The sequence below is a fragment of the Xanthomonas sp. 4461 genome (assembly GCF_024806475.1).
Classification (GTDB): domain Bacteria; phylum Pseudomonadota; class Gammaproteobacteria; order Xanthomonadales; family Xanthomonadaceae; genus Xanthomonas; species Xanthomonas arboricola_F.
Window position 1 is genome coordinate 87,143 of sequence record NZ_JANTYV010000005.1, and the last position, 14,455, is coordinate 101,597.

Genomic DNA, 14,455 nt, shown 5'->3' on the forward strand with positions numbered 1-14,455 from the left:
CGCTGGACGCTGGACGCTGGACGCTGGGCGCCTCTCATTTTCTCACTGATTTCAGGATGATCCGATGCGTGATGTCGTAGAGCGGGAATTCGCCAGTTTCGATGGCACGCAGCTGTTCTATCGGCATTGGCCGACGCAGCTGGCAGGCGCCGTGCCCAAGGCGGTGGTGCTGCTGCACCGTGGGCATGAGCACTCCGGCCGGGTCATGCATCTGGCCGAAGAATTGGACCTGCCCGATGCGCAATTCTTTGCCTGGGACGCACGCGGCAACGGCCGCTCGCCAGGGGCGCGCGGCGACGCACCGGGCTTCGAGGCGCTGGTGCGCGATCTGGACAGTTTCATCGCGCATCTATGCGCCACGCACGGCATCGCGGTGCAGGACATCGCCTTAGTCGCGCAGAGCGTGGGCGCGGTGGTTGCAGCTACCTGGGTGCACGATTACGCACCGCCGTTACGCGCGCTGGTGCTGGCCTCGCCGGCGTTCAAGGTCAAGTTGTACGTGCCGTTCGCACGTGCCGGGCTGGCGCTGATGCATGCGCTGCGCGGCAACTTTTTCGTCAACAGCTATGTCAAGCCGCAGTGGCTCACCCACGATGCGCAGCGCGTGGAAAGCTACCGCACCGATCCGCTGATCACCCGTCCGATCTCGGTCCGCGTGCTGCTGGGCCTGTACGCGGCGGCCGACCGCGTGGTGGCCGATGCACAGGCGATCACCGTGCCGACGCAGTTGCTGGTGTCCGGTTCGGACTTCGTGGTGCACCGCGGCCCGCAGGATCGGTTCTACGAGAACCTGGGCTCGCCGATCAAGCAGCGGCATTGGCTGCCGGGGTTTTTTCACGACACCCTGGGCGAGCGCGACCGCGCACTGGCCATTGCGCCAATTCGCGCCTTTATCCAGGCGCGCTTCGCACAGCCCCAGCTGCGCGCCCGATTACGCGATGCGCATCGCGCCGGCCCCAGCTTTGAAGAAGCCGAACGTCTGGCCTGGCCGCCGCAACGCAATAGTCTGCAGGACCTGCGCTGGCGTGGCGTGCGTGCCGGTTTGCGTCTGGGCGGCAAGCTGTCCGAAGGCATTGCATTGGGCCTGCAGACCGGCTTCGATTCCGGCAGCACGCTGGATTACATCTACCGCAATCAGGCGCGTGGACGTGGCCCGTTGGGGCGCATGATCGACCGCAATTATCTCGATGCGATCGGTTGGCGTGGCATCCGCATCCGTGGCGCGCATCTGGGCGAGCTGCTGCGCGATGCGGCAGGCCGCTTGCGCCAGGCGGGCCTGCCGGTGCGCGTGCTCGATGTGGCCGCAGGCCACGGCCGTTATGTGCTCCAGGCGCTCGGCAGCGGTGCGCAACGCGCCGATGCCATCGTGCTGCGCGATTTCAGCCCGCTCAACGTCACCCAGGGCGGCGAGTTGATTCGCACGCTCGGCGCCGGCGACATCGCCCGTTTCGAGCAAGGCGATGCGTTCGACCCGGCCGCCCTGGCTGTGGTGCAGCCGGCGCCCACCCTGGCGGTGGTGTCGGGCTTGTACGAACTGTTTGCCGACAACGACCAGGTGGCGCGCTCGCTGGCCGGCCTGGCGGCGGCGGTGCAGCCGGGCGGGTATCTGCTCTACACCGGCCAGCCGTGGCATCCGCAGCTGGAATTCATCGCGCGCGCACTCACCAGTCACCGCGATGGCGTGGCCTGGGTGATGCGCAGGCGCAGCCAGCAGGAGATGGATGAGCTGGTGGAGGCGGCAGGTTTCCGCAAGGTGGCGCAGCGGATCGATGCATTCGGCATCTTCACCGTGTCGATGGCGCAGCGGATCGACGCATGACACATGGCGCGCGCCCGACCGGTCGTGCCGCGCTCTGGCTGGCGTTGCTGGGGCCGTTTTTCTTCCTCAGTTATGGCCTGGCCAATACGCTGGCCGGGCGCGCGGAGCAGGTGCCGTCGGTGGTGTTCGGCTGGGAACACGGCATGCCGTTCTGGCCGTGGACCATCGTGCCGTACTGGACGATCGACCTGTTCTACGCCGCCTCGTTCTTTGTCTGCCGTACCCGCCGCGAACTGGATACGCATGCGCTACGCCTGCTCAGCGCGCAAGTGCTCTGCGTAACGTGTTTTGTGCTGTGGCCGTTGCGGTACAGCTTTGTGCGCCCGGACACGCAGGGTGTGTTCGGCTGGCTGTTTGCCGTGCTGCTGGGCTTCGACAAGCCGTTCAATCAGGCACCGTCGCTGCATATCGTGTTGCTGGTGGTGCTGTGGGTGCGCTATGGGCAGCATCTGTCCGGTGTGTGGCGCTGGCTGTTGCACGGTTGGTTCGGCTTGATCGGCGTGTCGGTGCTGACCACGTATCAACACCATTTCCTGGATATCCCCACCGGGCTTGCGGCGGGGTGGCTGTGCGTGTGGCTGTGGCCGGAGCGTATCGCCGCACCGTTTGCGCAGGCGCAACTGGCGCGCGATCGGCGGCGTTGGCGTTTGGCCGCGTTGTATCTGCTCGGCGCAGTCGCCAGCGCCGCGGCGGCGCTGTGCAGTGGCGGCGCCGGGTTATGGGTGCTGTGGGTGAGCCTGTCGCTGGGGCTGGTCGCGCTGAACTATGCAGCGCTTGGCGCGCCCGGATTCCAGAAGCGCAGCGATGGCGGGCTGAGTCTGGCTGCGCGCTGGTTGTATGCGCCGTATCTGCTGGCGGCCTGGTGCAACTCGCGGCTATGGACGCGGCGCGACCCGTTGCCGCGCGCGGTCTGCGATGGTGTGTGGTTGGGGCGCATTCCGCTGCCCGGCCAGCGCGCAGCCTTCGCCGCGGTGGTCGACGTGAGTGCGGAGCTGTCCCTGTACGCGGCACGCGCGCAGGACCGCGCGTTGCCGATGCTGGATCTGGTGGCACCTGCGCCTGTGCAGCTGCGCGCCGCCGCCGCCGCGATCGAGGCGGCGCGCGTGCACGGCCCGGTGCTGGTGTGCTGCGCACTGGGCTACTCGCGCAGCGCCGCCAGCGTCGCGACCTGGTTGGTGCGCAGTGGCCGCAGCAGCGATGTGGACGCGGCCATCGCGCGGCTGCGCACCGCATGCGCCTGGATCGTGCTGGGTGCGCAGCATCGCGCCGCCATCGTGGCTGCGTGCATGACTCACCCAGACAACGACAGCGCGGCCGAGCGGAGTCTGCAATGAACACATCCCCGATGACCTTGGCAGCCATGCGTGCGGTGTTGCGCCAGGGCGCGCCACTGGACCGGTTCTCGTTGCTGCTGCTGGCGGCCGCCATCGCCTTGTTGGGTGTTGCCGAGGCGCCGCCGTTGATACAACTGAGTTTTGCGCTCAGCGCAGCGGCCGGGCTGATGCAGCGCTATTGGGCATTGCGCGTGGGCCTGGATGTCGACCTGCTGGAGGGCGTGATTGCGCAGATGGCGCGCGGCAGCGACGAAACCCACGCTGCGCAACAGCTCGACACGGCGCTGCATGCCATTGGCCTGCGCGCCACGCTACCGCCTACACGCGATTGGTCGACGCGCTGGGCCGGCATGCGCCGCTTGCTGCGCTGGCAACTGGCGAGCGTGGCGGCGCAGCTGCTGTGGTTGGTCGCGGCACTGGCACTGCGGGTATCCGGATGAGCGACGCGCATGGCCCCGGTCAGCCCGAACCCATGCAGGCCACCGCGGCGCAGCAGGCGTTGTGGCAGCGCTTGCAGGCGTATCGTTTTGGCGGCGATGCCGATGCGTTGCCGGCCTTCGTGCGGCGCGTCGCCAAGCAGGCCCGCTGCAGTGTGGGGCAGGCGCAGCAAGCGGTAGACGAATACCGGCGCTTCTGTTTTCTGGCGTGCACCGATACCCGGGATGTGACGCCCAGCCCCTTGGTCGACCAGGTCTGGCACACCCATCTCACCGACACCCGCGAGTATTGGCAGCAGTTCTGCCCACAGGTGTTGCAGACCACGCTGCATCATCAGCCCGGACGCGGTGGCAGCGACGACGCTGCGCGTTTCCAGGCGCAGTATCGACAGACCCTGGAGCGCTACCGCACACACTTCGGGCCGCCGCCGGTGCAGGTCTGGCCTGCACCATCGCCGCAGCCTGCAGCCACGCCTGCGCAGCAGCACGCTGCCGAGGCCAGCCTGCGTGCCCTGCGCGGCGAGCCGATGCACGCGCAGCGCGGCGCACGCATCGGCACGGTGCTGGTCTGGGCCGTTGCGACGCTGGTGATTGGCGTGGTTGCCGGCAACGGTGAGGTCGCCTCGCCGCTGCACTGGCGCGGCAGCAGCTTCCTGGCGCTGTTTGCGGTGGGGATCGGCCTGGCCTGGTCGGCATCGGCGTGGTTGCGGCGCCGCCTGCGCGGCAGCGTGCATCTGCGGCCGGTGGATGCGGTCGATGCGTTGGAACTGGCCTGTCTGAGCGGTGGCGCCGGGCGTGTGGCCGATCTGCTGTTCGCCCGCTTGCTGGCCTGCGATGCGGTGCATCTGCAGCGCGATGAGGAGGCGCAGGCGCGCAAGTGGGTACGTTGCGATCCCAGCGTTGCAGTGCCGGTGGCGCTGCAGCCGGCACTGCAACGCGTGCGCGATGGGGAGGATCCGGTGCTGGCATGGCAGTCGCTGCGCACGCTGGCCGCACCGGTGCAGCAGCGCCTGATCGACAAGGGGTTGCTGCTGGATCGGCGCACGGCGCTGCTGGTGCGCGGGGTGAGCGCCCTTCCCGTGGCCGCGCTGTGGGGCCTGGGCGCCTGCAAGCTGGTGATCGGGCTGCAGGGGGGCTATCCGGTGGGCTATCTGCTGGCCTTGATGGTGCTGGTCAGCATGCTGGTGCTGGGATTCTTGCTGGTGCCGGTACGCCGCAGCGGGGCCGGCGATGCGCACCTGCGCGAGCGCAGATCGACGGTCAGGCCCGACGCGGCGCGCACCGGCAACGATCCCGGCGAAGCGGTGGCGCTGTACGGCACCGTCGCGTTGGTGGGCACGCCATGGGTGAGCTATCACACGCTGCGCGCGCCCACGCCCGGCAATACCGACAGCAGCGGCAGCAGTTGCGGCGGTGGCGGCGACAGTGGCGGTGGGGATAGCGGCGGAGACGGTGGCGGTGGATGTGGTGGCTGCGGTGGAGGAGGCGACTGATGCAACCCAGACAGACCCTGTTGCAACGACGCCAGCGCTGGGCACGCGCCTTGCGCGGACGCGGCGCCACGCCCAACGGCGTGTCGTGGGCCGGCATCGCCTTCGCGGCGCTGGCCGGGGTGATGTTCTACATCGCCTTGAGCGCACCGGCGCGCGAAGGCGTCGCGCCGCTGCTGCTGGCCTTGCTCGGCCTGCAGGGGCGGCTGTGGTGCAACCGCCTGGATGGCGTGCTGGCGCGACAGGCGCGGCTGGTATCGCGCGCCGGCGAGGTCTACAACGATGCGCCGGACCGCCTGTCGGACGTGCTGGTCTGCGTCGGGCTGGGTTACGGCCTGCAGGCCAGCATCCCGTGGGCCGCGCAACTGGGTTGGGCAGCGGCGTTGTGCTGCGTGGCCACCGCCTACGTGCGCATGCTCGGCCTGGCCTGTGGCACCGCCGAGCCACGGCAGGGGCCGATGGCACGCGTGCAGCGCATGCACTGGTTGTCGCTGACGACCGTGCTGGCGATGCCGTGGCAGTGGGTGGGCCAGCCGCGCATCGCGGCATGGGTATTGATCGGCGCGCTGGCGGTGTTGATCGCCGGTGCGCTACTGACGGTGGTGCTGCGGCTGCGCATGATCGTGCGCACATTGGAGTGGACATGATTGCCCGTTTGATTGCGCGTGCCTGCAGCGGCGCCATCCGTACCTTGACCGGCGCGCGCGCGTTGTGGCGCGGCTGTGCGCCGTCCAACGAGCGCCGCGTGTATTACGGCAACCACGCCAGCCACGGCGATTTCGTGCTGATCTGGTCGTCGTTGCCGGCCAGCCTGCGACACGAAGTGCGCCCGGTGGCCGCAGCCGATTACTGGCAACGCACCGCGCTGCGGCGCTATCTGATCCACGCGGTGTTCAATGGCGTGCTGATCGAACGCAACCCGGCGCAACGCACCCGCGACCCGATCCAATGCCTGTGCGATGCGATCGATGCCGGCGATTCGCTGATCCTGTTTCCCGAGGGCACGCGCAACCCGGACGAAGGCGTGCTGCCGTTCAAGAGCGGGCTGTATCACCTGGCGCGGCAACGGCCGGAGCTGGAATTCGTGCCGGTGTGGATCGACAACCTCAAACGCGTGATGCCCAAGGGCAAGTGGTTGCCGCTGCCGTTGCTGTGCACCACTACCTTCGGCGCGCCGTTGCGGCTGGATGCCGACGAAGACAAGGACGCGTTTCTGGCGCGTGCGCGCGAGGCGCTGCTGGCGTTGTCGCCGGATCAACTGGAGGCGCGCGCATGAATCCCTATGTCTTCAGTGGCCAGTTGCAGCAGTCTTCGATGCATCAGCAGACGTTGTGGTTGTTCAGCGGCATCGCACTGGTCTTGATCATTGCCACGCTGATTTCCGAAACGCTGCGTTGGCGCGCGCGCGCGCGCCCGAGCACGGTGCTGGACAACCTGGTGGCGCGCATTCGCGCCTGGTGGGTGATGGCGGCGGTGGTCGGCATCGCATTCGTGTTCGGGCGCGCCGGGGTGATCGGCCTGTTCGCCTTGGTGTCGTTGTTTGCGCTGCGCGAGTTCATCACGCTCGCCCCGACGCGGCGCGGCGATTACTACGCCTTGTTGGCCGCCTTCTACATCGTGCTGCCGTGGCAATACGGGCTGGTGTGGACCGGCTGGTATGGCATGTACACGCTGCTGATTCCGGTCTATGCATTTTTGGTGTTGCCGATCCTGGCCACCATCGGCGGCGATACCACGCGTTATCTGGAGCGCACTGCCAAGGTGCAGTGGGGCTTGATGATCAGCGTGTTCTGCATCTCGCACGTGCCCGCATTGCTGAATCTGGAAATCCCCGGGTATGCCGGGCGCAACCTGTTGTTGATCGCCTTCCTGGTGATCGTGGTGCAGTCCTCGGATGTTTTGCAGTACGTCTGGGGCAAATTGGCCGGCCGCCATCTGATCGCGCCGAAACTGTCGCCGTCCAAAACGGTGGAAGGCTTCGTCGGCGGCGTGCTGTCGGCCAGCCTGCTGGGCATGGCGCTGTGGTGGATCACCCCGTTCGCGCCATGGCATGCCTTCGGGCTGGCGCTGGTGGCCAACCTGATGGGGTTCTTCGGCGGCCTGGTGATGTCGGCGATCAAGCGCGATCGCGGCATCAAGGACTGGGGCCACATGATCGAAGGCCACGGCGGCGTGCTGGACCGGCTGGACTCGGTGTGCTTCGCCGCCCCGGTGTTCTTCCACCTGATCCGCTACGGCTGGGCGTAAGCGTGTGACGAACCTCGGCGCAGGGCTGGCAGCGGCGCGGCGCATCGGTTTGGTAAAGACGACACGGTCGGCGGAGCTGCCGCCAGGGCTTGGAGCGTCACCTGAGTCGTCGCAACGATCGATTCATTCGACGCTGCGTTGGAACAGTCGCCGGTTAGTCAGTCGCAAGAGGTTCTGGTTGCTGGCAGCAAGGTGCAGGCAGCCGATCAGTGGCCTGCGACCTGCCGCATGGGTTGGCGGACAGCAGTTACTGCTCCGGACCATGATCCTCAAGTTAGAAACTGCGGACAGTGCACTAGCTGAAGGCGACGACGGATCACGGACATTCAATCACCCACTTCTCATTATAAATCCTCGCCTGGCCTTGCCAGAGGCGGGGGAGTCTTAGTTGCATGCGGTGATGGCGATTCGCGTTTACCCGGGTGTTCTTTCGCTGCGGTATTTGATGGGCACGCAAAAATTTTTGAATCTCGTCTGGTGCACTGACGAACATAATCCGTAGCCGGTCGCAGATTGATAAAAAAATCCGATAGCCGCATGCATGGCCTGCTCCTGGTCTTCGGTAATGCGAACATGTCTTCTGCTGCGGGGGAAGTTGTCCAGCGGGGCTGACCGACGATCTGGACATCGCTGATGTGTTCGCTCAACCGATTCAACAGCAACGACGCTCTCGGCGAGGCGTCCAGTTGCTACTTGCTGCAACGGCTGCCGCGCAGGAGCCAGCCTTGCCATCCATGCCAGCTGCGTCTTGCAGTCACGGCCGTCCATGACCCTGCGATTCAAGCAAGACACCGCAGTGCGCGTGCGCCTCAATGCGTTCGTCGATGACTCCATTGCATTACCGGCGCTGCCCTTGCCAACGGGTGGATCAGTCTCGCCATGACGGCTGGATGACCTCGCACCCTTTCCATCGGCCAGGACATGCACGCCGGTTTGCGCAGCTGTTTGGAATATCCAGATGAGATCACCCTTATGAATCGTGAAAAAGTCCTGGCATTACGCACCTGCACGAACAACATGTCCGATCATTGCGGACTGATCTGGCCACAGGCAGGCATCGTCGAATGCCGGCATTGGCAACCCAGCATCAAACAGGAAAACGGCTTGACCGGCCTGTTGTGGGGACAGGGCACCAATGCGCATCTGAACATGCATGCCGACGCGCATTGGGTCGTCTGCATTGTGGATACCGCCGACATCATCTGGCTGGGCGAAGAGGGAATGATCAAGTTCCCCAGGGCCGAGGTGGTCTACGCCGGCAGCCGTGCCGGCGCCTTGCAGTGCATCGCCGCCGGCATCGCGCAGCATGCCCCGCCCCAGCCCGAGCTGCCTGCAGAGACGATGATTGCCGCGGAATTCATTCCCAAGGCAGCGCAGGCGCAGTTCATTGCGCCGGCAGTGGAGCAGGGCGGCCATGCCGGCGCACCCGTGCCGCCGTTGGTCGCCGCCGGCGGTGCGCAGATGCCGCCGCATCCAGACGACACGCTGCGCACGCGAGAGATCGCCACCTATGGCAGCACGCTCACCGGTGCCGATCAAAGTCAGCTGATTGCAGGCTATGGAAGCACCGAGACGGCGGGTAACCGCAGCGAGTTGATCGCCGGCTATGGCAGCACCGGGGTGGCCGGATCGGACAGCACCATCGTGGCCGGTTATGGCAGCTCGCAGACCGCCGGCGGCGGAAGCACGCTGACGGCCGGTTACGGCAGCACGCAGACCGCGCGCAGCGGCAGCGATCTGACCGCCGGCTATGGCAGTACCGAAACCGCCGGGGCTGACAGCTCGCTGATCGCCGGGTATGGCAGCACCCAGACGTCCGGCGGCGACAGTTCGCTGACCGCCGGTTACGGCAGTACCCAGACGGCGCAAGGCGGTAGCGACCTCACCGCCGGTTACGGCAGCACCGGCACCGCGGGCACGGACAGCTCGCTGATCGCCGGCTATGGCAGCACGCAAACGTCCGGTGGCGAAAGCTCGCTCACTGCCGGCTATGGCAGCACGCAAACCGCGCAGGACGGCAGTGACCTGACCGCCGGTTATGGCAGCACGGGAACCGCCGGCGCCGACAGCTCGTTGATCGCCGGCTATGGCAGCACGCAGACATCGGGCAATGCCAGCTCGCTCACCGCCGGTTATGGCAGCACGCAAACCGCGCGCACCGGTAGCGATTTGACCGCCGGCTACGGCAGTACCTCCACCGCCGGTGCCGACAGCACCTTGATCGCCGGCTATGGCAGCACGCAGACCTCCGGAGGCGACAGTTCGCTCACGGCCGGCTATGGCAGCACCCAAACCGCGCGCAAGGGCAGCGATCTGACCGCTGGTTATGGCAGCACCGCAACCGCAGGCGCGGAGAGTTCATTGATCGCCGGCTACGGCAGTACGCAGACGTCGGGCAACGCCAGTTCGCTCACTGCCGGCTATGGCAGCACGCAGACTGCACGCAGCGGCAGCGATCTGACCACCGGCTACGGCAGTACCTCCACCGCCGGTGCCGACAGCACCCTGATCGCCGGTTACGGCAGTACGCAGACCTCCGGTGGCGACAGCTCGCTGACCGCCGGTTATGGCAGCACGCAGACCGCACGCAGCGGCAGCGACCTGACCACCGGCTACGGCAGCACCTCGACCGCCGGTGGCGAGAGCACGCTGATCGCCGGCTACGGCAGCACGCAGACCTCGGGCAACGCCAGTTCGTTGACGGCCGGCTACGGCAGCACCCAGACCGCGCGCAGCGGCAGCGATCTGACCACCGGCTACGGCAGTACCTCCACCGCCGGTGCCGACAGCACCTTGATCGCTGGCTATGGCAGCACGCAGACCTCCGGTGGCGACAGCTCGCTGACCGCCGGGTACGGCAGTACGCAGACCGCACGCAAAGGCAGCGATCTCACCACCGGCTATGGCAGCACCTCTACGGCCGGCGCCGACAGCACGCTGATCGCCGGCTATGGCAGCACGCAGACGTCCGGTGGAGAGAGTTCGCTCACGGCCGGTTATGGCAGCACGCAGACCGCGCGCAAGGGCAGCGATCTGACCACCGGCTACGGCAGCACCTCGACGGCGGGTGCCGATAGCACGTTGATCGCCGGCTACGGCAGCACCCAGACCTCCGGCGGCGACAGTTCGCTGACGGCGGGCTATGGCAGCACGCAGACGGCGCGCAAGGGCAGCGATCTCACTACCGGCTATGGCAGCACGTCGACGGCGGGTGCCGAGAGCACGTTGATCGCCGGCTACGGCAGCACCCAGACCTCCGGCGGCGACAGTTCGCTCACGGCGGGTTACGGCAGCACGCAGACGGCGCGCAAAGGCAGCGATCTCACCGCCGGCTACGGCAGTACCTCCACCGCCGGCTCGGACAGTTCGCTGATCGCCGGCTACGGCAGCACGCAGACGGCCGGCTTCAAGAGCATCCTCACCACCGGCTACGGCAGTACCCAGACCGCGCAAGAGGGCAGCCTGCTCACGGCCGGCTACGGCAGTTCCTCAACGGCCGGCTCGGACAGTTCGTTGATCGCCGGCTATGGCAGTACGCAGACGGCCGGCTTCAAGAGCATCCTGACCGCCGGCTACGGCAGCACACAGACCGCACAGGAACGCAGCACGCTCACCACCGGCTACGGCAGCACCTCCACCGCCGGGCACGACAGCTCGCTGATCGCCGGTTACGGCAGTACGCAGACGGCTGGCTACAAGAGCATTCTCACCACCGGCTATGGCAGCACCCAGACCGCGCAAGAGGGAAGCTCGCTGATCGCAGGCTACGGCAGTTCCTCCATGGCCGGCCCGGACAGCTCGCTGATCGCCGGTTATGGCAGCACTCAGACGGCCGGTTACGACAGCTTCCTGACGGCCGGTTACGGCAGTACCCAGACCGCGCAAAGCAGCAGCTGGCTGATCACCGGCTACGGCAGTACCTCCACCGCCAGCTTCCAGAGTTCGTTGATTGCCGGCTATGGCAGCACGCAGACCGCCGGCTACGAAAGCACCCTGACGGCCGGTTATGGCAGCACCCAGACGGCGCAGGAAATCAGTTGGCTCACCACCGGCTACGGCAGCACCCAAACCGCAGGACACGGCAGCATTCTGACCGCCGGCTACGGCAGCAATTCCACCGCCGGTTACGAAAGCACCCTGATCGCCGGTTATGGCAGTACCCAGACCGCCGGTTACGAAAGCACCCTGACCGCCGGCTACGGCAGTACGCTGACCGCACTGGAAAACAGCTCGCTCACCGCCGGCTACGGCAGCACCGAAATCGCCGGATTTTCCAGCACGCTGATCGCCGGCTACGGCAGCAGCCAGACTGCCGGTGGCGACAGTACGCTGACGGCAGGTTATGGCAGCACCCTGACCGCGCAGGACAATAGCTCGTTGACCGCCGGCTACGGCAGCACCGAGACCGCCGGGCAGGACAGCTCGCTGATCGCCGGGTATGGCAGCACCCTGACCAGCGGCGTGCGCAGCTATCTGACCGCCGGCTACGGCAGCAACCAGATCGCCAGCTATGGAAGCTCGTTGATCGCCGGACACGAAAGTACCCAGATCGCCGGCCATCGCAGCATGCTGATTGCCGGCAAGCTCAGTTCGCAGACGGCCGGTTCGCGCAGCACGTTGATCGCCGGCATGGGCAGCATCCAGACAGCGGGCGACCGCAGCAAGCTGATCGCCGGCGCCGACAGCACCCAGACCGCTGGCGATCGCAGCAAGTTGCTGGCAGGTCGCAACAGCTTCCTCACGGCCGGCGACCGTAGCAAACTCACCGCCGGCGACGACTGCACGCTGATGGCGGGCGACCGCAGCAAGTTGACCGCCGGCAAGAACAGCATCCTGACCGCGGGCGCCAACAGCCGGTTGATCGGCAGCCTGGGATCCACCCTCACCGGTGGCGAAGACTCGGTGCTGATCTTCCGCTGCTGGGACGGCAAGCGCTATACCAACATCATCGCCAAGACCGGCGAGGAGGGCGTCGAGGCCGACACCGCCTATCAGGTCGACGACGACAGGAACGTGGTGGAAAAATTCGACGACCCGTTCGACACCATCGTGCTGGACCATGGCAGCGACCCGGCCTTCGCAGCGGATCATGCAGCGATAACGCAATTGCCGAACTGAGCAATTAACTCGCCCAGGCGGTCGGCATTGCCGATCGAGGCTACGGCCAACCGCCGGCTAGGCGGCGGTTGGCCCGATCAGATGAGGTCGGCCCGCGATGCGGGCCACGCTGGGGACTAAGCAGGTCCTGCCCAGAGGCGTGGCAGCGGGGGGCGCATCAGGCAGCCCTACCGGGCATCAACACGCAGAACATTCCACAATGCGCTGCAAGCATCGACTAACGGCCGCGTCACCTCACCAAGCGTGCCAGCCCAGCGCACTACCAGCCCGCAGCACACCCACGCTCCAACGATTCCCCAATCCCGATTCCCGAATCCCGAATCCCGTCCTACGTCAGCCCGTACTCTTTCAATTTCTTGCGCAAGGTGGCGCGGTGAATGCCGAGCATCGCCGCAGCGCGGCTCTGGTTGCCTTCGCAGTGATTGAGCACTTCGACGAACAACGGGATCTCCATTTCGCGCAGCACGATCTCGTAGACATCGTCCGCGTCGCTGCCGTCCAGATCGCGCAGGTAACGGCGAACGGACTGCGCCACGTGTTCGCGCAGCGGCGACTTCGGGGCGCCACGACTGGTGTCAGGACGAGAGGGGGCTGCGTTCAAAGGAAGTTCCCAGTGTCACGAGGCCGGGGCGCGTGGCCGGCGAGGGGGAGTGAGTCTAGCGCGTGACCTCATCGCTCGCCACGCCCATGTGGCGATCGGACGATGTTGTGTCCGCTTAGCGGAAGTCGAAACTGAAGGCGGCGGTGCTGGCGGCCGGTTCGCGGACGCGAAACGCCACCTGCACGGCCTGACCCGGCGCCAGCGTGTCGTGCTCGGCCGGCGCCTTGCCCAGATATTCCTGCGGCGACAGCACCCGGGTGCCGATCACCCGCCCATCGGCATCGGACAGCGACAGCTGCAACCAGGGCCAGGCCTGCGCCCAGCGCGCATCGTTGCGGAAGCTGGCCTGGATCTCCAGCACGCCGGACACGCCGGGCAGCGGGCGCACGTCGCGATTGAGCAGGGTCAGCGTGGCCGGCTCGCGCCACGCCGGCAGCGTGCAGCGCACCACCGCGCAGGCGCTGGCCACCAGCGGCCGCCAGCGCGCGTCGCCGGCCAGATGCGCGCGGTCGGCGATGACGATCTGCAGGCCCAGCAACCCGGCCAGGCCAAACAACAGCGCCCACTGCCGCCCGCTGGCACGCAGCCGTGGGCGGCCGAGCCCTCGGCGCGCGAAGGTGGGCGCTGCCACGGCAGGCGCGGGCAAGGGATGCACTGGCGTCGCGTGGGCGCGCGCCTGCCCGGCGGCGTGGTCGTGCTGCGCGTCGGCTGCGAGCGCGACGGTGGACGCGTCGAGGTTGCCCGCATCGACAGCCTCGCTCTCCTGCCGGTCTGCGGCGTCGGGCGCGGTGCTGGTCATGGTGTCGTCTGGCGCCGCGCCTGCCGCGTCCTGCTCGAGCGCCAGCTGCGGCGCCACGCGTGCACGCGCGGCGGTTTCCTGCAGCCCGGAGTGGCCCGGATGGGCGCTGCCGTCTGCATCAGCGGGCGACGGGGTCTGTGCCGGCGCGGTAAGCGGCGCACGCACGACCGGCACGTCTGCTACAGCGACCTCGGGCGCAGGCACCGGTTGCGATACGGGAGCAGCCGGCAGCCCGGCCGCGGGCATCGGCACCACCTGCTCCGCTGGCGCAGTGGCCGGCACCACGGGCGGTTGAATCAACGTCGGTGCAGGCGACGGCGTTGCGCGCAGAAAGGTGGCCAGGGGGCGGCGCGGTGGCGGAGTCTCTGACATCGGCAGGCGTGCAGCGGGAAGACCGCTATTCAACCACGGCTACAGCGATGGGCGAACGTCGTGGGACAGCGACGTGCTCCACCCGCGCACGCCGGCCCAGCGCCCTGGCGGCGATACGGCGACGCCAACCAGGAGCAGGTGCACGGAAAGTCGCGGTTTGCCCACGACAACCGCCAACACCACCGCAGCTCACACGACGCCGCAGCAAACACGCTGTTTCGACTCCCGACTCCCGACT

At 67.2% G+C, this 14,455-nt stretch carries 10 protein-coding genes; 8 read left to right on the top strand and 2 right to left on the bottom strand.

Translation table 11 applies throughout. The features are described from left to right. Positions 1-64: 64 nt before the first annotated feature. The 8 genes from FHY19_RS17290 (at position 65) to FHY19_RS17325 (ending at position 12,445) form a co-directional block, all read left to right on the top strand. Entirely contained in the window at positions 65-1,819 is a 1,755-nt protein-coding gene (locus FHY19_RS17290; protein ID WP_259167437.1) for a bifunctional alpha/beta hydrolase/class I SAM-dependent methyltransferase, read from the top strand. After that, positions 1,816-3,153, top strand: a complete 1,338-nt coding sequence (locus FHY19_RS17295) for a phosphatase PAP2/dual specificity phosphatase family protein (RefSeq protein ID WP_259167438.1) — start codon at positions 1,816-1,818, stop codon at positions 3,151-3,153. The genes FHY19_RS17290 and FHY19_RS17295 overlap by 4 nt, the downstream gene beginning before the upstream one ends. Further along, positions 3,150-3,593: a hypothetical protein gene (locus tag FHY19_RS17300; protein WP_259155749.1), complete on the top strand. Its 444-nt coding sequence runs from the start codon at positions 3,150-3,152 to the stop codon at positions 3,591-3,593. Before FHY19_RS17295 ends, FHY19_RS17300 begins: the two co-directional genes overlap by 4 nt. Beyond that, positions 3,590-5,083 (top strand): TIGR04222 domain-containing membrane protein, encoded by a 1,494-nt coding sequence (locus tag FHY19_RS17305; protein ID WP_259167439.1) that lies wholly within the window; start codon positions 3,590-3,592, stop codon positions 5,081-5,083. Before FHY19_RS17300 ends, FHY19_RS17305 begins: the two co-directional genes overlap by 4 nt. Further along, positions 5,083-5,727, top strand: coding sequence for a CDP-alcohol phosphatidyltransferase family protein (locus FHY19_RS17310; protein ID WP_259155746.1), 645 nt, complete (start codon positions 5,083-5,085; stop codon positions 5,725-5,727). The genes FHY19_RS17305 and FHY19_RS17310 overlap by 1 nt, the downstream gene beginning before the upstream one ends. Next, positions 5,724-6,356 carry a lysophospholipid acyltransferase family protein gene (locus FHY19_RS17315; protein ID WP_259155743.1) on the top strand — a complete coding sequence of 211 codons (633 nt, stop codon included), beginning with the start codon at positions 5,724-5,726 and terminating at the stop codon, positions 6,354-6,356. The genes FHY19_RS17310 and FHY19_RS17315 overlap by 4 nt, the downstream gene beginning before the upstream one ends. Continuing rightward, positions 6,353-7,327: a phosphatidate cytidylyltransferase gene (locus FHY19_RS17320; protein ID WP_259167441.1), complete on the top strand. Its 975-nt coding sequence runs from the start codon at positions 6,353-6,355 to the stop codon at positions 7,325-7,327. The genes FHY19_RS17315 and FHY19_RS17320 overlap by 4 nt, the downstream gene beginning before the upstream one ends. A 972-nt stretch (positions 7,328-8,299) precedes the next feature. Further along, positions 8,300-12,445 carry an Ice nucleation protein gene (locus tag FHY19_RS17325; RefSeq protein ID WP_259167442.1) on the top strand — a complete coding sequence of 1,382 codons (4,146 nt, stop codon included), beginning with the start codon at positions 8,300-8,302 and terminating at the stop codon, positions 12,443-12,445. A 328-nt stretch (positions 12,446-12,773) separates the two neighbouring features. On the opposite strand, the gene fis is transcribed toward FHY19_RS17325, so the two are convergent. Next, the gene (fis, locus tag FHY19_RS17330) at positions 12,774-13,046 is read right to left on the bottom strand and encodes a DNA-binding transcriptional regulator Fis (RefSeq protein ID WP_002804983.1); all 273 of its coding nucleotides are present in this window, start codon (positions 13,044-13,046) and stop codon (positions 12,774-12,776) included. Between the two features lie 115 nt (positions 13,047-13,161). Beyond that, positions 13,162-14,217, bottom strand: a complete 1,056-nt coding sequence (locus FHY19_RS17335) for a DUF3426 domain-containing protein (protein WP_259167443.1) — start codon at positions 14,215-14,217, stop codon at positions 13,162-13,164. Positions 14,218-14,455: the final 238 nt, after the last annotated feature.

What these genes read in the sequence shown, in the direction of transcription:
- FHY19_RS17325 (WP_259167442.1), top strand. Translation starts at nt 8,300, where the DNA reads ATGAATCGTGAAAAAGTCCTGGCATTACGCACCTGCACGAACAACATG.
- FHY19_RS17300 (WP_259155749.1), top strand. Translation starts at nt 3,150, where the DNA reads ATGAACACATCCCCGATGACCTTGGCAGCCATGCGTGCGGTGTTGCGC.
- FHY19_RS17305 (WP_259167439.1), top strand. Translation starts at nt 3,590, where the DNA reads ATGAGCGACGCGCATGGCCCCGGTCAGCCCGAACCCATGCAGGCCACC.
- FHY19_RS17295 (WP_259167438.1), top strand. Translation starts at nt 1,816, where the DNA reads ATGACACATGGCGCGCGCCCGACCGGTCGTGCCGCGCTCTGGCTGGCG.
- FHY19_RS17315 (WP_259155743.1), top strand. Translation starts at nt 5,724, where the DNA reads ATGATTGCCCGTTTGATTGCGCGTGCCTGCAGCGGCGCCATCCGTACC.
- FHY19_RS17290 (WP_259167437.1), top strand. Translation starts at nt 65, where the DNA reads ATGCGTGATGTCGTAGAGCGGGAATTCGCCAGTTTCGATGGCACGCAG.
- FHY19_RS17335 (WP_259167443.1), bottom strand. Translation starts at nt 14,217, where the DNA reads ATGTCAGAGACTCCGCCACCGCGCCGCCCCCTGGCCACCTTTCTGCGC.
- FHY19_RS17310 (WP_259155746.1), top strand. Translation starts at nt 5,083, where the DNA reads ATGCAACCCAGACAGACCCTGTTGCAACGACGCCAGCGCTGGGCACGC.
- FHY19_RS17320 (WP_259167441.1), top strand. Translation starts at nt 6,353, where the DNA reads ATGAATCCCTATGTCTTCAGTGGCCAGTTGCAGCAGTCTTCGATGCAT.